The sequence below is a fragment of the Streptococcus sp. CP1998 genome (genome assembly GCF_041026655.1).
GTDB lineage: Bacteria > Bacillota > Bacilli > Lactobacillales > Streptococcaceae > Streptococcus > Streptococcus dentalis.
The window spans coordinates 641,730-665,369 of sequence record NZ_CP163380.1 but is presented as its reverse complement, the minus strand read 5'-3'; the positions used below and the strand labels follow the sequence as shown (position 1 = coordinate 665,369).

Annotated in this window: 22 protein-coding genes; 3 read left to right on the top strand and 19 right to left on the bottom strand. The window is 43.7% G+C overall.

Going from position 1 to position 23,640, the window contains the following annotated elements:
• Positions 1 to 53: 53 nt before the first annotated feature.
• From metG to AB4X21_RS03455, 17 genes are all read right to left on the bottom strand, one after another.
• A complete protein-coding gene (metG, locus tag AB4X21_RS03535; protein WP_151379159.1) occupies positions 54 to 2,045 on the bottom strand; it encodes a methionine--tRNA ligase in 1,992 nt (663 codons plus the stop codon).
• Positions 2,046 to 2,308: 263 nt separating this feature from the next.
• A complete protein-coding gene (locus AB4X21_RS03530; protein ID WP_003012031.1) occupies positions 2,309 to 3,001 on the bottom strand; it encodes a phosphoglycerate mutase in 693 nt (230 codons plus the stop codon).
• Between the two features lie 144 nt (positions 3,002 to 3,145).
• Positions 3,146 to 3,592: a Fur family transcriptional regulator gene (locus tag AB4X21_RS03525; protein ID WP_338323841.1), complete on the bottom strand. Its 447-nt coding sequence runs from the start codon at positions 3,590 to 3,592 to the stop codon at positions 3,146 to 3,148.
• A 455-nt stretch (positions 3,593 to 4,047) separates the two neighbouring features.
• Positions 4,048 to 4,323, bottom strand: a complete 276-nt coding sequence (locus AB4X21_RS03520) for an HU family DNA-binding protein (protein ID WP_003006038.1) — start codon at positions 4,321 to 4,323, stop codon at positions 4,048 to 4,050.
• Between the two features lie 110 nt (positions 4,324 to 4,433).
• Complete coding sequence (locus AB4X21_RS03515) at positions 4,434 to 5,267, bottom strand: DegV family protein (protein ID WP_003011558.1); 834 nt, start codon at positions 5,265 to 5,267, stop codon at positions 4,434 to 4,436.
• A gap of 89 nt (positions 5,268 to 5,356) precedes the next feature.
• A complete protein-coding gene (locus tag AB4X21_RS03510; protein ID WP_369088184.1) occupies positions 5,357 to 6,085 on the bottom strand; it encodes a metallophosphoesterase in 729 nt (242 codons plus the stop codon).
• 20 nt (positions 6,086 to 6,105) lie between these two features.
• Positions 6,106 to 7,764 (bottom strand): DNA repair protein RecN, encoded by a 1,659-nt coding sequence (recN, locus tag AB4X21_RS03505; protein ID WP_369088183.1) that lies wholly within the window; start codon positions 7,762 to 7,764, stop codon positions 6,106 to 6,108.
• Positions 7,765 to 7,770: 6 nt separating this feature from the next.
• Positions 7,771 to 8,205, bottom strand: a complete 435-nt coding sequence (locus AB4X21_RS03500; RefSeq protein ID WP_003006022.1) for an arginine repressor — start codon at positions 8,203 to 8,205, stop codon at positions 7,771 to 7,773.
• Complete coding sequence (locus AB4X21_RS03495; RefSeq protein WP_155125520.1) at positions 8,195 to 9,013, bottom strand: TlyA family RNA methyltransferase; 819 nt, start codon at positions 9,011 to 9,013, stop codon at positions 8,195 to 8,197. Before AB4X21_RS03495 ends, AB4X21_RS03500 begins: the two co-directional genes overlap by 11 nt.
• Positions 9,006 to 9,881, bottom strand: coding sequence for a polyprenyl synthetase family protein (locus AB4X21_RS03490; RefSeq protein WP_155125518.1), 876 nt, complete (start codon positions 9,879 to 9,881; stop codon positions 9,006 to 9,008). The genes AB4X21_RS03495 and AB4X21_RS03490 overlap by 8 nt, the downstream gene beginning before the upstream one ends.
• A complete protein-coding gene (locus AB4X21_RS03485) occupies positions 9,878 to 10,090 on the bottom strand; it encodes an exodeoxyribonuclease VII small subunit (RefSeq protein ID WP_003006013.1) in 213 nt (70 codons plus the stop codon). The genes AB4X21_RS03490 and AB4X21_RS03485 overlap by 4 nt, the downstream gene beginning before the upstream one ends.
• Positions 10,068 to 11,408, bottom strand: a complete 1,341-nt coding sequence (gene xseA / locus AB4X21_RS03480; protein ID WP_003011714.1) for an exodeoxyribonuclease VII large subunit — start codon at positions 11,406 to 11,408, stop codon at positions 10,068 to 10,070. The genes AB4X21_RS03485 and xseA overlap by 23 nt, the downstream gene beginning before the upstream one ends.
• A 236-nt stretch (positions 11,409 to 11,644) precedes the next feature.
• Positions 11,645 to 13,099 carry a glycoside hydrolase family 32 protein gene (locus tag AB4X21_RS03475; protein ID WP_369088182.1) on the bottom strand — a complete coding sequence of 485 codons (1,455 nt, stop codon included), beginning with the start codon at positions 13,097 to 13,099 and terminating at the stop codon, positions 11,645 to 11,647.
• A 9-nt stretch (positions 13,100 to 13,108) separates the two neighbouring features.
• A complete protein-coding gene (locus AB4X21_RS03470) occupies positions 13,109 to 13,984 on the bottom strand; it encodes an NAD(P)H-hydrate dehydratase (RefSeq protein WP_369088181.1) in 876 nt (291 codons plus the stop codon).
• A gap of 51 nt (positions 13,985 to 14,035) precedes the next feature.
• A complete protein-coding gene (locus tag AB4X21_RS03465; RefSeq protein ID WP_003012261.1) occupies positions 14,036 to 14,809 on the bottom strand; it encodes an HAD-IIB family hydrolase in 774 nt (257 codons plus the stop codon).
• Between the two features lie 13 nt (positions 14,810 to 14,822).
• On the bottom strand, positions 14,823 to 15,677 hold the full coding sequence (locus AB4X21_RS03460) for a bifunctional methylenetetrahydrofolate dehydrogenase/methenyltetrahydrofolate cyclohydrolase (RefSeq protein WP_369088180.1): 855 nt from the start codon (positions 15,675 to 15,677) through the stop codon (positions 14,823 to 14,825).
• 165 nt (positions 15,678 to 15,842) lie between these two features.
• Entirely contained in the window at positions 15,843 to 16,073 is a 231-nt protein-coding gene (locus AB4X21_RS03455; protein ID WP_003011913.1) for a DUF1797 family protein, read from the bottom strand.
• A gap of 248 nt (positions 16,074 to 16,321) precedes the next feature.
• Here AB4X21_RS03455 and AB4X21_RS03450 point away from each other — a divergent pair, with 248 nt between their 5' ends.
• The 3 genes from AB4X21_RS03450 (at position 16,322) to AB4X21_RS03440 (ending at position 19,658) form a co-directional block, all read left to right on the top strand.
• Positions 16,322 to 18,568, top strand: a complete 2,247-nt coding sequence (locus tag AB4X21_RS03450) for an AAA family ATPase (protein WP_369088179.1) — start codon at positions 16,322 to 16,324, stop codon at positions 18,566 to 18,568.
• A 270-nt stretch (positions 18,569 to 18,838) separates the two neighbouring features.
• Positions 18,839 to 19,288, top strand: coding sequence for an NUDIX hydrolase (locus tag AB4X21_RS03445; protein WP_369088178.1), 450 nt, complete (start codon positions 18,839 to 18,841; stop codon positions 19,286 to 19,288).
• A gap of 67 nt (positions 19,289 to 19,355) precedes the next feature.
• Complete coding sequence (locus tag AB4X21_RS03440; RefSeq protein ID WP_003012157.1) at positions 19,356 to 19,658, top strand: DUF1827 family protein; 303 nt, start codon at positions 19,356 to 19,358, stop codon at positions 19,656 to 19,658.
• 102 nt (positions 19,659 to 19,760) lie between these two features.
• Here the strand turns inward: AB4X21_RS03440 and ileS are convergent, their stop codons facing one another.
• The gene (gene ileS, locus AB4X21_RS03435) at positions 19,761 to 22,553 is read right to left on the bottom strand and encodes an isoleucine--tRNA ligase (protein ID WP_369088177.1); all 2,793 of its coding nucleotides are present in this window, start codon (positions 22,551 to 22,553) and stop codon (positions 19,761 to 19,763) included.
• Between the two features lie 253 nt (positions 22,554 to 22,806).
• The gene (locus AB4X21_RS03430; RefSeq protein ID WP_155125502.1) at positions 22,807 to 23,634 is read right to left on the bottom strand and encodes a DivIVA domain-containing protein; all 828 of its coding nucleotides are present in this window, start codon (positions 23,632 to 23,634) and stop codon (positions 22,807 to 22,809) included.
• Between the last annotated feature and the right edge of the window lie 6 nt (positions 23,635 to 23,640).

The following is a 23,640-nucleotide window of genomic DNA, read 5'->3' as shown; positions in this document are numbered from 1 at the left end:
GAGCCTGCTTTCCGAGGTTTCTTATCTTTGTTGAGGACAAATTGGACATTCGTTTAACCAATGATACTTCCATTTGGTACAGATGGATCAACCGTTAAGACTGTTAATTGATCTCCGTGTTCTGCGGAAAGAATCATACCTTGGCTGACATATTTCTTCATCATCTTCCGTGGTTTGAGGTTGGCCACGATTTGGAGTTTCTTGCCAACCAATTCTTGTTCATTTGGATAGAATTGAGCGATACCTGAGAGGATTTGACGGTCTTCGCCATCTCCTGCATCTAGGCGGAAGCGAAGCAGTTTGTCTGATCCTTCGACACGTTCCACTTCTTTGACCTCTGCTACACGGATTTCAACCTTGTCAAAGTCTTCAAATTTGATCTCATCTTTTTCAGACTTGAGTTCCACTTCTTCTGGAATCCATTCTTTTTCTTGAGGTTTACCTGCAGTCATTTGAGATTGGATGTAGGCAATTTCTTCTTCCATGTCGAGACGTGGGAAGATTGGAGTTCCTTTGGCAACCACTGTGATATTTTCAGGGAAGGCTGCTAAAGTCAAGTTTTCAAGATCGAAGTCCAATCCTAAGCCAAGTTGTTCCATGATGGCGTTTGAGGTGTTCATCATGAATGGTTGGATCAAGTGAGCCACGACACGAAGGCTAGCAGCTAAGTGAGCCATGACTGCTGCCAATTGTTCCTTGTCGCCATCTTCTTTAGCGAGAACCCAAGGAGCAGTCTCATCGATGTACTTGTTAGTCCGAGAGATGATGTTCCATACGGCTTCCAAAGCGCGTGGGTAATCCACCGCGTTCATTTGCTTGTGGTATTCAGCGATGTTTTCTTCAACTACCTTAGCCAACTCAGCATCAAATGCAGTGACATTTTCGACATAAGCCGGAACTTGACCACCAAAATATTTGTTGATCATGGCTACCGTCCGGTTAAGGAGGTTTCCAAGGTCATTGGCCAATTCATAGTTGATGCGAGCCACATAGTCTTCTGGGGTGAAAGTCCCATCAGAACCAACTGGCAAACTGCGCATGAGGTAGTAACGAAGTGGATCCAAGCCGAAGCGTTCCACCAACATTTCTGGGTAGATGACATTCCCTTTAGACTTAGACATCTTGCCGTCTTTCATGACAAACCAACCATGGGCAATCAAGCGTTCTGGCAATTTGATATCCAACATCATAAGAAGGATTGGCCAGTAGATGGAGTGGAAACGAAGGATGTCTTTTCCAACCATGTGGAAGACGGTTCCGTTCCAGAACTTATCAAAGTTTTCATGATCTTCTTGACCATAACCAAGAGCTGTCACGTAGTTGAGAAGGGCATCAATCCATACATAGACCACGTGTTTTGGATTAGATGGAACTGGAACTCCCCAAGTAAAGGTGGTCCGAGATACCGCCAAATCTTCCAAGCCTGGCTCGATGAAATTTTTCAACATTTCATTAAGACGACCATCTGGCGTGATGAAATCTGGTTGGGATTTGAAAAATTCCACCAAGCGGTCTTGGTATTTGCTGAGGCGAAGGAAGTAAGATTCTTCAGAAACCCATTCTACTTCGTGTCCTGATGGGGCTACCCCACCGATGACCTTGCCATTCTCATCACGGTAAACCTCAGCCAATTGGCTTTCTGTAAAGAACTCTTCATCAGAGACTGAATACCAACCAGAGTACTCACCCAGGTAGATGTCGTCTTGCGCAAGCAAGCGTTCAAAGACTTGCGCCACCACTTTTTCATGGTAATCGTCTGTCGTACGGATGAATTTATCATATGAGATATCGAGCAATTGCCAGAGTTCTTTCACTCCAACCGCCATCCCATCTACATAAGCTTGTGGTGTAATCCCAGCTTCTTCTGCTTTCTGCTGGATCTTTTGCCCGTGCTCATCGAGACCAGTCAAGTAGAAAACATCGTAGTTCATCATGCGTTTGTAACGCGCCAAGACGTCACAGGCAATGGTTGTATAAGCTGAACCAATATGCAATTTACCAGATGGGTAATAGATAGGTGTTGTGATGTAGAATGATTTTGTCATTTGATTTTCCTTTCAGGGCTAATGGAACCCAATTTAGTAACACTCTATTATAACATTTTTAGGAGACCCTGAAAACCCAAAACCAGCTAGGATCAAAGGAAGACAAGCAAAAAAGCTGACCGAAGTCAGCTTTCTATGATTGATAACAAATCCCGTTATAATTGCCTCGCTTTTGCGTTTTCAGGCTCGGGATAAAAATATCCACTGGATAAGCCTCGCTTTGGCATTTCTAGGCTCGGGATAAAAATATCCACTGGATATTTTTATTTTCCAAGATAGTATTCTTTTACAACGTTCAATTTTTCGTCAAATTCGAATACCAATGGTGGGAAGTTAGGGATTTCCACATCCATGATTTCGTCGTCTGACAATTGTTTGATGTGTTTTACAAGGGCACGGATTGAGTTACCGTGTGCTCCTACGAATACGTTTTTACCGTCTTTAAGAGCTGGAGCGATTTTATCTTCCCAGAATGGAAGGGCACGTTCCAAAGTAACTTTCAAGTTTTCAGCATCTGGAATCACTGAATCGTCAAGTGAAGCATAACGACGGTCAGTGTGTGCTGAGTGTTCATCATCACGGTCCATTGCAGGAGGCAATACATCGTAAGAACGACGCCAGATGTGAACTTGTTCATCACCAAATTGTTCAGCAGCTTCTGCTTTGTTTTTACCAGTCAAACCACCGTAGTGACGTTCGTTCAAGCGCCATGATTTTTCAACTGGAACCCACAATTGGTCAGAAGCTTCAAGAGCCAAGTTAGTCGTTTTGATCGCACGTTTCAATACTGAAGTATAAGCTTGGTCAAATTCGATACCAGCTTCTTTGATCAATTTACCAGCGTCGATCGCTTGTTGTGTACCTTTTTCAGACAAATCAACATCAGCCCAACCAGTGAAAAGGTTAGCTTTGTTCCATTCAGACTCACCGTGGCGAGCAAAAACCAATTTTACCATTAGATGGATCTCCTTTTTATTCTCCGAGGTTTCCCCCGTTTATCTATTCTATTCTACTAGATTTTCAGTGAAAAATCTAGTGGCGACCATAGAAAAGTGCAATTTCTCACAAAAAAGAGCCTGACGGCTCTGGTTTCTCTCCCATTAATTTTTCTGACAGTCGGGGCAAATGCCATAGACGGTCATCTGGGTCTTGGTGATCTGGTAGCCACTTTGACTGGCTGCTTCTTTGCGAAGATCTGGGACTTCAATGTCCACATCTGCGATACGGCCACATTTTTCACACACCACATTCAAATGGTCATGCCCCATGAAATCAAAATAGGTCGTGGTATCATTGCGAACCTTGATCTCAGAAACAACCCCCTCATCAATCAAAACCTTGATATTGTTGTAGACAGTTGCTAGACTCATGCTTGGAAACTGAGGCAATAAATCACGATAGATCTTCTCAGCGCTTGGATGTTCATGACTCGCCACTAAATAAGAAAGAACTGCTCTGCGGGTATCGGTAATCCGAATGCCCTTAGCACGTAAATTATGCAAGACTTCTTCCACGCGCTCTTCTTCATGACGATGCAATGCGTTCACTATGATTCCCCCTTTCCAATATGATTTAATCGATTCGTTACCCTTATTATATCATGTTTCAAAATAAATCACTATTTAGAATGCTTTTAATTAAAAAAAATGTCCGGGGGACATTGATTCACGAGCCTGAAAATGGAAGAGCGAGTTTTTGTCCGGGGGACATTGATTCACGAGCCTGAAATAGATTCATCTACTCTCAGCCGATCCAACTGGTCATCCAGCGCACGGTTCCTAGGATCATTTTGACCACGAGGATCATAAAACAAAATTCCAGTACAAACCACAGCCCTTTCAATAGATACAAAATAGGTCGGATAAACAACAAGGCAAAGAGTCCTAGAATGAATCTCATGGTCTTTTCTCTCTCTTTCTTTTTTCCTATTATACCCTTATCCTATAGAGCTGTCCAACAAAAAAACCACCCTAGAAATCTAGGATGGCTTTTCAAAATGCAATTATTTAACTGCTTCTTTAAGAGCTTTACCAGCTTTGAATGCTGGAACTTTAGAAGCTGCGATTTTGATTTCTTTACCAGTTTGTGGGTTGCGACCTTTACGAGCTGCACGTTCACGAACTTCGAAGTTACCGAAACCGATCAATTGAACTTTTTCACCTTTTGAAAGGTATTCTGAAACTGCTGCGAATACAGCGTCAACAGCTGCTGCTGAATCTTTTTTAGTCAATTCTGTAGCTTCTGCCACTTTTGCGATCAAATCTTGTTTGTTAGCCATTTAACAAATCCTCCAATTTTTTTTAGGCTTTACGCCTTAACAGTACTATCATATCTAAAAAAAGCCTTTAGGTCAAGTACTAAACCTGTTTTTTTAAACATTTATTTAGCTTATTCGTAGCGCACCAAAACTGCAAATGCATTCTCACCTGTATGGGTTTGAATAATCGATCCAGTTTCGAGAACAGGGATCGCTTTTTCGACGAGTGATTGCAACTGAGCCTTCATTTCATTGGCCCACTCTGGTGTCCCTGCGTAAGAAATCCCGATCTCAGCCACCTTGCTGTGGGATAGTTTTTCTACTAATTCATCCAACCATTTCTTAAAGGTCTTGTTTCCACGTCCCTTGACGATTGGTTCCAATTGATGGTCCTTCATTTCCATTACCACACGGATGTTGAGAAGCGAGCTCAAAAGTCCGGTAACACGGCCAATCCGACCACCTTTAACTAGATTTTCCAAGGTAGATACGCCGATATACAACTCTGTCTTTTCTTTGACTTCTTCAATACGAGCTAAAACGGTGTCTAGATCTGCTCCTTCTTTAGCCAACTTAGCTGCCTCAACCACTTGGAACTTCATGGCTTGGTCTGTAAAGCCACTATCAATCACAGTTACTTCTGCCCCTGACAAGGTTGCCCCTTGACGAGCCGCCTCTACGGTTCCTGACAAGGCATGAGACATATGAATTGAAACGATATGAGCTCCATCTGCTGCTAGGTTTTCATAAATTTCCGCAAAGACTCCAACAGGTGGTTGGCTGGTCTTTGGAAGATTTTTGCTAGACTGCATTAAGCGCAAGAAGTCCCCTTCGCCCAACTCACTGTCGGAATAAAGGACTCCATCCACCATAACAGAAAGTGGCACAATGGTAATGCCATATTCTTCAACCACTTCAGGCTCAATTGTAATAGATGAGTCTGTAACTATTTTAATATTTGCCATATATTTCTATACTCTTCCTAAGAATGTTCTGTTTTCATTATATCAAAAAACACGGGGTTTTGCAGTGAAAGATATCCATTCCTGCTTCCTCAGTCGTCTGCGGCAGAAAAACCTGTATTATGAAGGACATGGTCATGGACGATGCCTTGATCATCCAAGAGCAATCCATGGAGGACTCCACCATAGACAGCGCCCCCATCGACGCCCATCTTCTGATCTGAAATCCAAAGATTTTCGGTACCGACCGGCTCATTGAGCAGTCCATAAACCGGCGTATGGCCAAAGACGATCCATTTTCCTGTATGATTCTCCGCTTCATGGAATGGTTTACGAATCCAGACTTTTTGGTAATCACTGGTTTCCCGCCAATTTTCAAGGGTTAGATCCACACCAGCGTGAACAAAGTAATAGGTCTCTGTCTCGTAGTCAAAGGGCAAACTGCGGATAAAGGCCACCAAGTCAGGGACGGCACTCTCTACGGCTTGTGCATCCGCAATGCCATCCACAGGAGCATCGAGCGGCCGGCCTAAAAGAGAGTTGATGGTCGTATCGCCACCATTTCTTCGATAGTGGTCATAACGCTCTTCTGGATTGTCCAACCAAGCTAAAAACATGTACTCGTGATTCCCAGAAAGGCAGACAGCTCCGTGGTGGTCTATGTAGTCTTTTACGATTTCAATCGATCGTTTGCTGTTTTCGCCTCGATCTATCAAATCCCCTAAAAAGACCAATTGAGCTTTTCCATCCCACTCTGTCATGAGCTCTTCTAGCATTTGTGCTTTTCCGTGAATATCCCCGACTACAAAGTATGTTGACATTGGTTCAAACCTTCTTTCTCTTAACGCTTGAGAAGTTGCTCTGCTTGTTGACGGGCAGCTTCCGTTAGATCCTCTCCTGCCAGCATCTTGGCAATTTCTTCGATTCGTTCTTCTCTATTGAGCAAACGTACTGTAGACACAGTAGAGTGTGCATCACTGATTTTCTCAATATAGAATTGATAATCTGCTGCAGCGATGACTTGAGGCAGGTGAGAAATAGCAAGCACTTGGCCATTTTGACCAATCTTATGAATTTTCGCTGCGATGGCTTGAGCCACGCGCCCAGAGACTCCTGTATCCACCTCGTCAAAGACAATACTGGTTTTTCCTTCTTTTCGAGAAAAAGCAGACTTAATGGCCAACATCAAGCGTGACAATTCTCCGCCAGATGCCACCTTGACAAGAGGTTTAAAGTCCTCACCTGGGTTGGTCGAAATGTAAAACTCGACGGCTTCATTTCCCTCCCGATTAAACTTAGCCTTGCTAAAACGCACTTGAAAACGCGCCTTGTCCATGTAGAGATCTGCCAATTCTTGCTGGATTTCATTTTCCAAAGCTTGGGCCAGGGCATGCCGCTGATCACTCAAATCTTGAGCCAAGGTGACCAAACTCTTTTCCAAACGTTTCAGTTCTTTTTCCAAATCCTCAGACGAGAGGTCACTTCCGGTGAGGAGGCTATATTCTTTGGTGATTTGCGCCAGGTATTCCAAGACGTCCTTGACTTGACCACCATACTTGCGCGTGATGGAGTGGATCAAATCCAAACGTGATTCCACCTGCATGAGGCGATTGCCATCAAACTCCAGACCATCGACCACATCTTCTAAGCGCTTGGTAATATCCTCAAGGGCATAAAAGGTTTCAGATAACTGGCTTGAGAGCTCTTTGTAGCTGGGATCGTATTCTTCGATGCTTTCCAGATCATTCATGGCTGAGCGAACATTGGAGAGGCTCGAGAATTCTTCTGCATCCAGCATGGTATAGGCATTGGTTAGGGTATCTGCAATCATCTTGTGATTGAGCAGGCGTTGGCGTTCTTGCTCCAAACGCACATCCTCATCCACTTCCAAGGAAGCAGCCTCAATCTCTGCAATTTGAAACTCTATCATTTCAATACGGGCCTTATTTTCCTGCTGGTTACGCTGGAGTTCCACCACTTGTTTGCGCAGGCGTTTGTAGTCTTCAAAGGTCTGACGATAAGCATCTTTAGTTTGGAAAAAGGCTGCATCCCCAAATTCATCCAGCATAGCGATATGCAATTGGGGGCGCATAAGTTCTTCCTGATCATGCTGGCCATGGATGTCCACCAAATGTTGACCGACTGCCTTTAAGACAGACAAATTCACCATCTGACCATTGATCCGGCTGACACTTCGTCCATTTTGCAGAATCTCTCGGCGAATGATCAATTCATCGGTCCACTCTAGTCCTTGCTCTTCAAAGAGAGCCGTCAAGTGGCGATTGCTCTCAACAGTGAAGAGACCTTCGATTTCCGCTTTTGGAGCTCCGTGTCGAATGACATCCGTCGTTGCACGGCTTCCCAGCATCATGTTCATGGCATCGATAATGATGGATTTCCCTGCACCTGTTTCCCCTGTCAGTACCGTCATTCCCTTTTCAAAATTTAAGGAAATCTCTTCGATAATGGCAAAGTTCTTAATCGAAATTTCTAATAGCATAGGCTCTTACCACCCAAAGATTGATTTGAGGATATTCTCTGCTTCTGGAGCTGAATAGGCGATCAGTAAGATTGTATCATCATCTGCAACAATACTAAAGATATGCTCCTTATAAATCTCCCGCAAGCGACGTTTGACTAAAGGAGCCGTACCTGGAACCATGGTGAAATTGACATATTCTCCCATGCGACGATGAGACAAAATATTGCTTTCGATCATCCCGATCCCTTGGTGGTGCTTGCGTGGCAATTCATAGACATAAGTCATATCTTTCAGAGGACGTTTTACGATACCCAATTCTTTGATATCCCGTGATACTGTCGCTTGGGTTGCTGAGATGCCTTCTTCTTTCAAATGTTCGACGATTTCTTCTTGGGTCCCCACTTCATGATCGCGAATGAAGCGACGAATTTTTTCTAATCTAATATTCTTACTCTTCATGTTTAAATTCCTTGTGTGCCCGCTCCACAACAGCCTCCAGCTGCTCTGTAGTTGGCTTTGTTTTCTCTTCTTTTTTTTCTAGATACATCAAAAATTCGATGTTGCCATGGCCTCCTTGGATAGGGGAATAATCCACTCCCATTACCGCAAAGCCATGTGTCCCTGCAAAAGCAGCGACCTTTTCAAGAACGGCGAAATGAATCTTAGGATCCTTAATGATCCCATTTTTCCCGATCTGTTCGCGTCCTGCCTCAAACTGAGGTTTCACCAAGGCTACGACTTGTCCATTTTCTGCCAAAATCCGGTGAAGGGCTGGCAGAATCAAGTCTAAGGAAATAAAGCTGACATCGATGCTCGCAAAGCTCGGTGTCGCTTCAAAATCATCTGGCTCGGCATAACGGAAATTGAACTGCTCCATCGAGACCACCCGAGGATCATTGCGCAATTTCCAGGCCAACTGATTGGTCCCGACATCCACCGAAAAGACCTGGCTGGCTCCATTTTGCAGCATGACATCTGTAAAGCCACCTGTAGAAGCTCCAATATCAATCGCAATTTTACCCTCTACAGATAAACCAAATTGGTTCAGAGCTTTTTCTAATTTAAGACCGCCCCGGCTGACATATTTGAGCTTTTCGCCCTTTAATTTCAACTCGGTTGCTTCATCAATTTTTTCACCCGGTTTATCGAAGCGCTCACCATTGATAACGGCAACGACAAGACCTGCCATCACCCCTCTTTTGGCTTGTTCGCGGGTATCAAATAGGCCTTGTTTATAGGCTAATACATCCACTCTTTCCTTAGCCATCTATTCGTAATCCTTCTATTAATTTCTTGATCGCTTGCGGATCAAAGTCGCAAGCAGCTGTAATCTGATCCAACAAGTCCTCGCAAGCATCTAATTCTCTTGTCAGCAAAGCTTTTGATTCTTCCAATCCCAACAGGGCTGGATAGGTCGATTTTTCAGCCACTAAGTCCTTTTGAGGGGTCTTCCCCAAAGCCTCAAAATCAGCGACCAAATCCAAAATATCATCCCTCACTTGAAAAGCCAGGCCTAATTTTTTCCCGATTTTTTTTAAAAGCTGAGCAATGTCTGCTTGCAACTCTAAAATCAAACCAGCTGCGATGAAAGGATAGGCAAGGAGGCGTCCTGTCTTATTGGCATGGATAGTCTGCAACTCTGCTAATGTGAGCTGTTTGTGCTCCCCTTCCATATCCAGGACTTGGCCAGCTACCATTCCACGACTACCGGAAGCATCTGACAATTCAAGGATCAAAGAGACCTTGACCGCATCAGGAAGGGCACTGGCAGCAATCATCCCAAAGGGATCAAGAAAAAGCGCATCCCCTGCTAAAATCGCCAGGTCTTCTCCGAATTTCTTATGATTGGTCAATTGCCCCCGACGGTAATCATCATTGTCCATGGCTGGCAAATCATCGTGAATAAGGCTTCCTGTGTGGATCATCTCTAAAGCCCCTGCCACTTGAAAGTGAGCCTCCGTCAATTCCTGTCCAAAGGCCTCTAACAATTCTAGAAGAAGCAAGGGGCGCAGGCGTTTTCCTCCTGCCTGGATCGAATAAAGGACCGACTCCACTAAATGGGGGGCAACAGATTTTTCCTCATAAAAAGAGCGAACTGCTTGCTCTACTCTATTTCGTTTTTCTTCTTGTCTCATGCTAGATCCGCTTCAGTACCATCTGCTTGCATGACCTTGACCAGGGTTTTCTCTGCTTGATCCAAGGTATCTTGCAATTCTTTCGACAACTTCATTCCTTTTTGGAATTCTGTAATGGCTTCTTCTAAAGCCACATCACCACTCTCCAATTTTTGGACGATGGCTTCCAAATCTGCTAAATTTTCTTCAAATTTCTTTTCTTTCGACATGTTTTACCTCTACTTCTAACTGGCCATCTCTCATGATGAGTGACAGCGGGTCCCCTTCTGTTACTTTCGCAACGGAATCTAGGACCTGATCTCCTTCCTTGACCATGGCATAGCCACGCGCAATAATCCGACTGGTATCGAGCATCAAGAGGGCTTCTGATAAGCCTTTCACCTTGATCTTTTGCTCTTTTAGGACTTGTTCCATTCGGCTGGTTAAGATTCTCTTATTTTGGAGCAGGCGATCTTGGTAGCGCTCGATGCGATGCAAAGGAGACATAGCTTCTAGGCGATGACGCAGACCTTGCAGCTGATTGGCCCCTTGCCCATAAGCATCGCGCATCCCTTGTTTCAATCGCAATTGCAACTGGTCAATCTTTTGCAGGTAGCCATCATAGAGTCTTTCAGGCTGTCTAAAAATAACCGATTGACTTAATTTGGCCAAGCGTTCACGATTATAGGCCAAGCGATTGGACATGGCTGTTGCCATGCGATTTTCCTGCTTTTGTAAATGCGACAAGAGATCCAACTTCGTTACTGGAGTAGCCAATTCAGCAGCTGCTGTCGGAGTAGCAGCTCGTCGATCTGCTACAAAATCGGCTAGAGTCGTATCTGTCTCATGTCCAACACTGGAGATAATCGGAATCCGCGATTCAAAAATGGCTCGCACCACTGCTTCTTCATTAAAGGCCCAGAGATCTTCAATTGAACCACCCCCACGACCGATAATCAAGACATCCAAATCATCCCGTTGGTTGGCTCTTTGAATATTAGCAACCACCTCACTAGATGCTCCTTCACCCTGAACCTTGGTCGGGTAGAGCACAATCTCTACACCAGGGAAGCGTCGGCTCACCGTTGTGATAATATCGCGAATCACGGCCCCACTTTGACTGGTGATGACCCCGATCTTTCTAGGAAATTGTGGCAGAGCTTGCTTCCACCGATCCTGAAAGAGCCCTTCTTCGGTCAACTTTTTCTTGAGTTGCTCAAATTGGATGGCCAAGGCCCCTACCCCATCTGGCTCAGCCTTTTCAATGACAATGGAATAACTCCCACTTGGCTCATAGAGCTGAATGCGACCGATGACGTTGATCTTCATGCCTTCTTCTAGCTCAAAACCAAAGCTTCGATAAACCCCAGCCCAGACCGTTGCCTGAATGACCGCTTTTTCATCCTTTAATGAAAAATACTGGTGGTTGGGACGTTTTCGGAAATTGGAGACCTGCCCTGTCAGATAAACCCTTTCCAAATAGGGATCCTTATCAAATTTTAATTTCAAATATTTGGTCAAACTTGATACGGATAAATAGTTGGACATAGGAACTCCTTTCTGCAGAATATGATCAAGTTTAATTATACCAAAAAACACCAAAAAAGGCTGGCAGACAAAGCGAAATCATGAATTTCCTTTCTCTACAGGCCTCATTTTATTCAAGTTGCTCTCTACTTGTCTGTTTGACACCAGCATCCTTAAAACTCAAGACCAAGTTGGAATACACAAAAAAGACAAGTCACAGTACTTGTCTTTTTATTCTTTAGGAGGCTATTGCTTTCCTATTTTTGATAGGTTTTTACGACCCAATCAACTCCTTCATCTGCCGTGAGGGTATAGACAGGATTCTCAGTCGTTTCATAAAAGGTCATCGAGAGAGTTTTACCATCCACGAATACTTCGATTGAGTTGGTATCGCGAATGATCAAAAAATGATGATCCTTTTCAGCATCCAACTGAATCCATCTCGATTGAAATGCTGGATTTTCTTTTCCAGAAATGGGGTGCCCAAATTGGTCTCGACTTAAGCTAAAGCGTTTTTGAGAGGCGTCGTAAACCAATTGCAAGACACTATCAGGATCGGTTTCATCGCCATATCCAAGGATAAAGGAGCGACCCGGTTTGGTATCTAGCTCAAACAAGGTTTGTTTCCCTCTCGCTGGGATCGTAATCTGATTGCCCTGAACAATGGTTTCTGATGCATGTTCTACAAGAAATTGTTCTTTCACTGACTCAGGTAACTCCTGAACCAATCGTCCGTCTTTCAAGGACAATTTTCTTGGAAGAGTCATACTACCTGCCCACCCATGGGCTAAATCATGACTGGGGATAGACCGGTGCCACATTTGCATCCAGGCAACCATGTATCGTTCGCCATTTGGTCCTTGACTAGTTTGAGGGGCATAGAAATCCAAACCACCATCCAATTCATCATAAGAATCAACACGAAAGCGCCCCGTTTCCCAATTCATGTCACCGATAAAGGCAACCGTCGAATTTAAATTCCAGTATTTTTCTTGCTGCCTTTCCATTTCAATGGGAGACAGAATCAAGACCCATTTGCCATCTAAAGGGAAGAAATCAGGACACTCCCACATAATCCCTTGCCCTTTTTCACCTTCTAGAAGGACTGATGTAAAGTCCCAATCTACTAGATTACTTGATGCAAATAGGAGAATTTGACCACTGTCATCTGGCGTCTTAGAAGCAACGACAGCGTAATAGCTTCCTTCGTATTCAAATACTTTAGGATCACGAAAATCTGCAATATCTGCGATCCCCTCAATATGTTGAGCATGGATCACTGGATTAGTAGGCAACTTTTCAAAGGTAATGCCATCTGTCGACACCGCAAGACACTGAGTCTCCTCGCGCTTTTCCTCATCGTCTACATGACCAGTATACAGCAAATAGAGCTTGTCATCTTTCACAATAGCACTACCTGAGAAACAACCATCCTTATCATAGCTTTCACTTGGTGCTATAGCTACTGGTAATTCTTCCCAATGGAGAAGATCTTTTGATTTGGCATGCCCCCAATGCATGGGACCCCAAACACTATCATAGGGATAGAATTGGTAAAACAAATGGTATTCCCCACGGAAATAAACAAAACCATTTGGATCGTTCATCCAGCCGATTGGAGGCAGCAAATGAAATGCCCCTCTATATTGCTGGTCAACCTTCTCCCTGTTTTCATTGATATACTGATTTGCTTTCCGAATGCTTTCCTTCATCTTTTTTACCTATTTTCTATTTTCAGTGCTGGTAACCTGATCTTTGTCACTCCACTTTTTCATCCATTTGGGGATTTCTTTGCTGATAGTCGTGGGTAGAACCACATAATCCTCCTTGCTCAAATCTTCTGCTATGGCTGAATGGAGATAGGTCGCAACCACCACGCGCTCATAGAGACTGACCTGTGGGAATTGACCCGCAAATCCTGCGATCATCCCTGCCAAGGTATCCCCCATGCCCCCTGTTGCTTGATAGGGGCCACCAACATCTAGCTGATAGCCCTCTTCTTGCCCACTTGTCCAAATGCGGGTGTGAGGCCCTTTTTCTACAATGACAGTCCCTTTAGGAAAGTTCTGTACTGCTCTTCGACTCTTGTCTTCAATCTGGCTTGCTAGCTCAAGCCCTGACAGTTTTTCCCATTCTTTTTGATGAGGGGTAAAGACCAACTGAGCCTCTGGCAGGTCAAACTGAGAGCTTGCAAAAAGACTAATAGCTCCTCCATCCAAAATCAAGACCTGCTGGCTAGAGACTTGCTCAAAAATCATGTGCAAGATTACTTGGTTTTCTCTTACTTCCTTTAAGCCAGGTCCTACGAGAATCACGCTGGCTTTTTGGAGCTGCTCACAAAGGAGTTCGTGATCTGCCAAATCAAAGCCCATGGCTTCAGGAAGATGGCTATGAAGGGCTGTCAGATTATCAGGATTTGTTGCAACAGTGACTAGACCCGCTCCACTATGAACCGCAGCAAGCGCCGCCATAATAATAGCTCCCCCATAGGGGTAAGTCCCGCCAATCAAGAGCAGACGGCCAAAATCACCCTTATAAGACTTTGCCTCTCGCTGCACAATGACTCGCTGGATCTCTTCTTTCTCAACTCTTCTCATACCATCCTCATTTCTAGCGAAAAAGGAGAAGCCACGACTCCCCCCCTTCTTTTATTTTCCTCTGAATTCTGCAAAGACTTGCAAGATCTTAGCAGCCACAGCTTGTGGTTGATTTTGTTTGGCTACCAATTGATCATCCGCATAAGGCTGAAGGGCTGGAAAATCACCAATCTGAACTGCATAAAGAGCTTTTTCAAAGAGCTCGATATCATTTTGATCATTGCCAAAAGCCACGAAATTCTCTCCACAGAGTTCTTCTACGGTTGTTGCTTTATGCGTATCTGCTGGATTGAGATAGATGCATTTTTCATGCGCATGATAGCGGATATGGGCCTTGTCTGTCTTTTCGATTCGCTCGATGATCTCATCCACGAGCTCCTCATGGCCACCCATATAGATCACAACCTTAATCGGATCTGTCAGCTCCTCTAACGAACGATACTGGGCTTTCTTGAGAGGGTCTACATTAACAACAAAAGGAATCTTTTCCAAAATCTGTCCGCTATAATCAAAGGTATCATCCACAAAAAATGGTAGATTGTAATGGTGACAAAAGCCAAGGACTTCCCGATACACATCCTTGTCCAATTGTTCCTCATATACTAATTGTCCCTGACGATAGGCCAATCCACCATTTAAGCCTATCACGAGTTGTTGACTCAATGGATCCCCTAAAAGGTCCAAGCAGTCCCGGTAAGAACGTGCAGAAGCAAAGGCAACTTCATGGCCAAATTCTTCTGCTCTCAATAAGACCTGTTTGATTTCATCATCGATTGTGACACCATCGAATGACAGGGTTCCATCTAAATCAAATACAAACTTCATCTTGTTCACACTTTCATTTTTTTAAGGCACGAACAGCTGCTTCGAAGGTCTGCTCCATCAGCATGGTGACGGTCATAGGCCCAACCCCTCCTGGAACCGGAGTAATATGACTGGCCAAAGGGGCAACAGAGTCAAAATCGACATCCCCACACAATTTGCCATTCTCATCGCGATTCATTCCGACGTCAATGACGACGGCACCTTCTTTCACGAAGTCTGCTGTTACAAATTTTGCACGACCGATCGCAACAACCAAGATATCTGCTCTTCTAGCAATTTTAGGCAGATGATGGGTCCGAGAATGGGTCAAGGTTACCGTCGCATTTTTGGCGAGGAGCAACTGCGCCATTGGTTTTCCAACGATATTGGAACGACCAATCACGACTGCTCGCTTCCCTTCTAGATCAATCCCGTACTCTTTGAACATCTCCATGATCCCAGCGGGAGTTGAAGGCACCATGAGAGGATTTCCAGCCCACAAGCGTCCCATATTCAATGGATGAAAGCCATCCACATCTTTTGTCGGATCAATGGCTAAAAGGACTGCATCCGCATCGATATGCTTAGGCAGTGGCAACTGCACCAAAATCCCATGCCAAAGGGGATCTTGATTGTAGTGTTCGATCACTTCTAATAATTCAGCTTGGCTGATGCTTTCAGGAAGTCGTCTCACTTCACTCCGAAAGCCTGCCGCAATAGCAGAACGCTCTTTATTTCTTACATAGATTTTGCTAGCTGGATTATCTCCTACCACGATTACAACGAGGCCAGGCACAACTCCTGTCTCTTCTTTTAATTGTGCTGTTTTCTTCGCAATCTCACCCTGTAATTTTGTAGCGAGCGCCTTCCCATCAATGATTGTCGTCATGTCAATTCTCTTTCTAGTCAAGTAATGAAAATAGTCCTCTCTATTATAGCAGATTTCAACTCTCAAACCTAACTGTTCCTGCTTAGAATTTCTTATAGACGAAAACTATAACCAGATGGACAAAAAATGAGCTTGAGACCACCCCAAACTCATCCACTCAGCTACTTAGTAAAGTAATTCATAAATTTCCATTGCAATTAAATCAATGCTATCAAATGTATAGGTTTCACGCGCTTTAACATCACGAAGTGTAAAGGTTGAACCTTCTTCTTCATTGTGGTTGTAGGCTACTTCAGCGACAACAACACCGTCACGTTCAAAATTACGTTTTAAGTTTCCACCGTCTTTTGTCATCGTCTCCAAACGGTTAATAATCCGTACTAAATGTGATTCCATTTTATTTCTCCTCTTTACTTTCTACTCTCCTATTTTATCATAAAAGAGAAAGCTCTTCCAATAAAAATTCACATTTTTCCTTTGATTTGCTCTCTTCTTCAATCCTTAGCGACATTCCGTAGCAAATTCTTGCAAACTTCTAGAATACTGATATAATGAAACTATAAATCTTTGACTATTTTTGACCTTTTAAAAATAGGCTCGTCTCTTGATGGAAAACCATCAAAAACCTACTGTGAGGTATGTATATGCTTTGTCAAAATTGTAAAATAAATGAATCAACCATCCATTTATATACAAATGTAAATGGACGTCAGCAGCAAGTAGACCTCTGTCAAAATTGCTATAAAATTATGAAAACAGACCCAAATAACAGCTTCTTAAAAGGCATGACCCAACGGAGCCAACTCACTGGAGATCCTTTTGAAGATTTCTTCAATAACCTTGGAAACTTCCAAAATCCGCAAGAACCTCAAACCCCTCCAACTCAATCCGGAGGCAGTTATGGAGGTGGTGGCTACGGTCAAAACAATAACCGTGGCGACGGTCAAGACCCTCGTCAAGCACGCCCTCAAAAGCCAAAAGGACTGTTAGAGGAGTTTGGCATCAATGTTACAGAAATTGCCCGCAAAGGGGATATTGACCCTGTCATTGGCCGTGACGAGGAGATTATCCGTGTCATCGAAATTCTCAACCGTCGAACCAAGAACAACCCGGTTCTGATTGGAGAGCCTGGGGTCGGAAAAACTGCCGTTGTGGAAGGCCTGGCTCAAAAAATCGTCGATGGCGACGTTCCTCATAAATTGCAAGGAAAAGAAGTCATCCGCCTAGACGTCGTCAGCCTCGTTCAGGGTACAGGTATCCGTGGTCAATTCGAAGAACGCATGCAAAAATTAATGGATGAAATTCGTCAACGCGAAGATGTTATCCTGTTCATCGACGAAATCCATGAAATTGTTGGCGCAGGATCTGCTGGTGAGGGCAATATGGACGCTGGAAATATCCTCAAACCAGCCTTGGCGCGCGGTGAACTCCAATTAGTTGGGGCTACTACCCTCAATGAATACCGTATCATTGAAAAAGATGCGGCCTTGGAACGTCGGATGCAGCCCGTTAAGGTCGATGAACCAACGGTTGAAGAAACCATCACCATCCTCAAGGGCATCCAGAAAAAATACGAAGACTACCACCACGTCCACTATACAGACGGGGCCATCGAAGCTATTCTTTCAAACCGCTACATCCAAGATCGCTTTCTGCCAGACAAGGCCATTGATTTGTTGGATGAAGCGGGGTCTAAGATGAACCTGACCCTAAACTTCGTGGATCCAAAAGTGATCGACCAGCGCTTGATTGAAGCGGAAAACCTCAAAGCCCAAGCGACCCGTGAAGAAGACTTTGAAAAAGCAGCCTACTTCCGTGACCAAATCGCGAAATACAAGGAAATGCAAGGTCAACATGTCACCGATCAGGAAACCCCTGTCATCAGTGAAAAAACGATTGAACACATCGTTGAACAAAAGACCAATATTCCTGTTGGTGATTTGAAAGAAAAAGAACAGTCTCAATTGATCAATCTGGCTTCTGATTTGAAAGCTCATGTGATTGGTCAAGACGATGCCGTAGATAAAATCGCGAAAGCCATTCGACGCAATCGTGTCGGCTTAGGATCGCCTAACCGTCCAATCGGAAGCTTCCTCTTTGTCGGACCAACTGGTGTCGGAAAGACCGAGTTGTCTAAACAATTAGCGATCGAGCTCTTTGGCTCTGCAGACAATATGATCCGCTTTGATATGAGCGAATACATGGAAAAACATAGCGTAGCGAAACTAGTCGGAGCTCCTCCGGGCTATGTTGGCTACGATGAAGCTGGACAACTAACGGAAAAGGTTCGTCGCAATCCTTACTCCCTCGTGTTATTGGATGAAGTGGAAAAAGCCCATCCAGATGTCATGCACATGTTCTTGCAAGTCTTGGATGATGGCCGTTTGACAGATGGTCAAGGCCGTACCGTCAGCTTCAAAGATACCATTATCATCATGACCTCTAACGCTGGAACTGGCAAAGCTGAGGCCAATGTTGGTTTTGGAGCTGCTCGCGAAGGTCGAACCAACTCTGTACTTGGAGAACTCGGTAACTTCTTTAGCCCTGAATTCATGAACCGTTTTGATGGCATCATTGAATTCCAACCTCTGTCAAAAGAAAACCTTCTCCAAATCGTTACCCTCATGCTGGATGAAGTCAATCAACGTCTCGCACAAAATGAGATTCATCTGGATGTGACAGAGAAGGTCAAAGAAAAATTGGTCGATCTGGGATACGATCCAAAAATGGGGGCCCGCCCACTCCGTCGTACCATTCAAGATCATATCGAAGATGCTATTACCGATTATTACCTGGAACATCCAAGTGAGAAACAACTCAAAGCAGTCATGACCAGCAATGGAGATATTAGCATCAAAGCTGTTCATAAGACGGCTGAAAAGAAGTCATAATCATAATCAGTAAATGTACATTCAGAGAGTGGGACAGAAATCGGTAATTCGTTAGAATTCGATTTCGTCGTCCCACCTCCGCACAGTTGAGTAGGGCTGTAAAAGCTGATGAAATCGGCGTAGTAGAGCCCACTCAACCACTGCGTCTTGCTCGACAATCCAAAAATAATTGAGAGGCTAGGACCTTTGTTCCAGTCTCTTTCTTTTTTCCCTCCAGATTTTTGCTAAAAAATATGATATAATGATGAAAAAATAAGAAAAGAGAAAACCATGACCATTCCAAGTTTTGGTAAAAAAAAACAAGATGTGACCTACGTCAATCGCTATGGTGTCTACGCTGTTATTCCCAATAAGGACACGGATCAGATCATCCTCGTTCAAGCTCCTAATGGAGCCTGGTTCTTACCAGGCGGGGAAATCGAGGCAGGTGAAGATCACTTGCAAGCTCTGAAACGGGAACTGATCGAAGAATTAGGCTTTACCGCTATTTTAGGACAATACTATGGCCAAGCAGATGAGTACTTCTATTCTAGCCATCGCGACGCCTACTACTACAATCCTGCCTATATTTATGAAGTTGTAGACTATACAGAGGCTCAAAAACCACTGGAAGATTTTAACAATCTTGCTTGGTTTCCTGTAGAGGAAGCTATTGAAAAACTCAAACGTGGCAGTCACAAATGGGGCATTGAACAGTGGAAAAATACCCACAAAAAATAAAGGAATTCTTTCACAAAAAATAAAAAAGTGCTATAATAAATGAAGATAGAGGTTAGGAGGAACTCATATGAAGCTCATTAATACCACAAATAGTCATGCTGCACTGGTCAAAAGCCAACTTGCCAGCACTGACGCCTTGCTTGTCGAGGTTTATTCCGCGGGCAATACCGATGTTGTTTTTACACAGGCCCCAACACACTATGAATTATTGATCAGTAACAAACACCGAGCTATTCGTGAAACTGAAGTAGAAAAAATTCGTGAGTTCTTTTTAAAACGTAAGATTGATCTTCAAATCATTGACCAATCCGCTATTAAAACCCTCTACTCCGATAAACTAATTGAAATTTCCTTTCCAATTACAAAGTAAGGCCAATTTGCCTTACTTTTTTTATTTCCTTAATGCATGAATTTATAGACCATTCTAGCCATTAAAAAAGAAGTTCCTTTATGGAACTTCTTTTAATGGCTTTTATTTATCTTCAAATCCTTCTGCGACTGCGTCCGCAAAGTTCTCTTCGACGATGCGTGCACAGTGATCACAGATGGTTGCGTGGTAGTGACGTTCAGCCGTTGTTGGATCGATGCGACGGCAACGGTCACAAACTTCACCAGCTGCACGTTCAACCGTGAAGGCTACATCTTCAAAGGTCACTGCACCTTCTGGAGCTGGTCCTTCTGCGATGGTCAACTCAGAAACAATCAAGAGTTGAGCAACATTGCTATCAACAGCTCCAAGAAGTGTTTTCACAACTTCATTTGGATAAACAGTCAAATGAGCTTCAAGTGATTTACCAATCACTTTTTCATTCCGCGCTTCTTCCAAGGCTTTTTGAGCTTGACCACGGAAGTCCATGAAGGCTGACCAAGTATCCAAGATTTCTTCTTGGTTGGCAAACGTTTCTGCTTCTGGTAATTCTGACAATTGAACGAAGTCTTCTGCTTCAAACTCAAGATAGGACCAGATTTCTTCAGCAGTGTGAGGAAGAATTGGCGTCAAGAGTTTCGTGATTTTCACAAGTATATCGTAGAAGACTGTTTGCATTTGACGGCGTTCGAGGGATTTAGCTCCTTCGATGTAAACAACATCCTTGGCAAAATCCAGGTAGAAGGCAGACAAATCAACGTTAATAAAGTTAACTAGCGCCTTGTAGATCGTCAAGAATTCGAAGTTTTCATAAGCGTCACGGATAGTCTTGACAAGCTGGTTAAAGCGAATGGTCATGTACTTGTCAACTGAACGAAGCTCGTCATAAACAACTGCATCCTCAGCTGGGTTAAAGTCAGAAGTGTTGGCAATCAAGAAACGAAGAGTATTCCGGATCTTACGGTAAGTCTCAGACACTTGGCTCAAGATATCCATTGAGATACGCACGTCATTACTTGAGTCTACACTAGTTACCCAGAGACGCAAGATTTCAGCACCAAATTGCTTTTCAACATCACTTGGAGCAATGGTATTTCCAAGAGATTTAGACATCTTCTCACCTTTCCCATCCAAAGCAAAACCTTGAGACAAGATTTGTTTGTATGGTGCAACACCATGGTTCGCCACAGATGTGATAAGAGATGAGTTGAACCAACCACGGTATTGGTCTGAACCTTCTAGGTAGAGATCCGCTGGATATTTGAGTTCAGGACGGTTAACGACAACCCCATTCCATGATGAACCTGAGTCAAACCAGACGTCCATGATATCTGTTTCTTTTGTAAATTCGCCATTTGGTGAACCTGGATGCGTAAATCCTTCTGGCAAGAGGTCTTTCGCTTCACGCTGCCACCAGATAATGGAACCATGCTCTTCAAAGAGTTGCGCTACATGTTCGATGGTTTCAGCCGTCATGATCGGTGTTCCATCTTCTGCATAGAAGATTGGAAGAGGCACACCCCAGGCACGTTGACGAGAGATGACCCAGTCACCGCGGTCACGAATCATGTTGTAAAGACGGACTTTCCCCCATTCTGAGTGGAACTTCACTTTTTCAATTTCGTCCAAGATATCTTGACGGAATTTCGATACTGAGGCAAACCATTGTGGTACGGCACGCCAGATGATTGGTTTTTTCGTCCGCCAGTCAAATGGGTAGGAGTGAGAGATTTCTTCTTGAGCAAGGAGCAAATCTCCAAGTTTTTCGATAACCGTTGGAACAACCTTGTCATAGAACTGACCTGCAAAGTCAGGACCAGCATTCTCCATCATGATTCCGCGTTCATTAACAGTAACAGCAACTTCGAGGCCATTGGCAATCCCTACATTGTAGTCATCCTCACCAAAACCAGGAGCAGTATGGACGATACCAGTACCTGAATCAAGGGTTACATGCTCACCAAGGATCACCAATTCATCCACTTCCGGATCCCATGGGTGTTCTGTCACGATATGGTTCAATTCTTTCCCTTGGTAAGTCGCAAGGACTTCAGCATTTTCCCAACCGAATTTTTCAGAAAGGCTTGGCAAGAGCTCAGATGCTACGACATACTTGCGGTCAGATCCAGCAGGTTTCACTACGACATAATCAAACTCTGCACCTACCGTCAATCCACGAGATGCTGTAACCGTAAATGGAGTTGTTGTCCAGACAACGATGTAAGTGTCTGTATCCAGGACACCCTTACCATCTTTAACTTTGTTCGCATAGTAAAGAGACGTTGATACCAAATCATGGTATTCAATCTCTGCTTCAGCAAGGGCTGACTCAGAAGACCAAGACCAGTAAACTGGCTTAGCCCCACGGTAGATATAGCCTTTATTGGCCATTTCACCAAAGACGCGGATTTGCGCTGCTTCATAGTCAGGCGTCAAGGTTACATAAGGATGCTCCCAATCACCTGAAACACCTAAGCGTTTAAAGTCTTCGCGTTGTTTATCTACTTGAGAAAGAGCGTATTCACGGCAGAGTTTCAGGTACTCAACCAAGTCCATTTCTTTACGTTTCACACCTTGTTTGGCCAAGACTTGCTCAATTGGCAAACCATGGGTATCCCAACCTGGAATATAAGGGGCGTAAAAGCCTGACATAGACTTAGAACGAACAATGATATCTTTTGAGATCTTGTTCATGGCATGCCCTACGTGAATATTTCCGTTAGCATAGGGAGGGCCATCATGAAGGGTAAAATGCGGTTTTCCTTCATTCAACTCTTGACGGCGTTGATACAATTTTGCATCTTCCCATTCTTTTTGCCAAACTGGTTCCTTCGTTGGAAGCCCAGCCCGCATTGGAAAAGCTGTTTTCCCAAGATTCAATGTTTCTTTGAGTTTCATTGTGTCTCCTTATTGATTTAAAAGCTATAAAAAAAACACGAGCATCCTAAAAAGGACGATTGCTCGTGGTACCACCTTTGTTCGAGAAGTCGCAAGCGACCTTCTCCTCTCATCCCGTAACGAGGGAAACGTCCGTTCTTACTCAAGGGTTCAGAACGAATACTGTAAAAGGATCATCCATTAAGAGGGAGTGCAGATCTTCCACCATCATCTGCTCGCTAGACCTATCATTAATGGACCTGTTTTTACAAAACTATAAAATATTGACAGATTCACGATTTGCATCATCTTCAGGTTGAACAGTTTCTTCAACCTCAACGACTTCCTCATTTTCATGACGAGTGTGCTCTGCTTCTTCTAAAGCGGATTGAACTTTTTCATTCAAACCTTCAAACGCTTGTGTTGCACCCAATTCTAAATTAGCAGCTTCGATTCGTTTTTGCAATTCTTCGATTTCAGCTGGAGAGAATTGACGAGTCAAATCAATGTTATCATCTTCTGCATGATGATGGTGAACTGATTCACCCAAAGCTTTCTCCACAATTTCACGGAAAGCTTCATCACTTGTTTGAATGTACATAGCTGTTGGACGAAGAATTTCATCCCATTCAGGTGTATCGATAATGCTCAATTGGCTTTCGATGGTTGATTTCAAACGTTGATGGAAGACGCGTGTCTTATTCTTCAATTCCTCTGTTTCAACGGCAACCTTCTTGGCATTATCCGTTGCATGACGAAGGATTTCATTTGCTTTTTGTTTTGCTTCATCTACTAAGTGCTGTGCATCTTGTTCAGCTTGACGAACAATATTTTCAGAACGTTCGTTAGCTGCTTGTTTGACACGTTCAGCAGTATCTTGTGCAATCAAAACAGATTGACTCAATGAATCTTTCATTTCATCAAAATAGTTTAAGCGTTCTTCAAGAGCTTGAATTTTTGCTTCTTGATCATGATTTAAACGAACAAGATCTTCATAATCGCGAACAACGATATCTAGAAATTCTTCTACTTCGTTCGCATCATACCCTCTAAATTTAACGCCAAAAGTTTTATCTTTAATTTCTAAAGCAGTAAGAGCCATAACTCC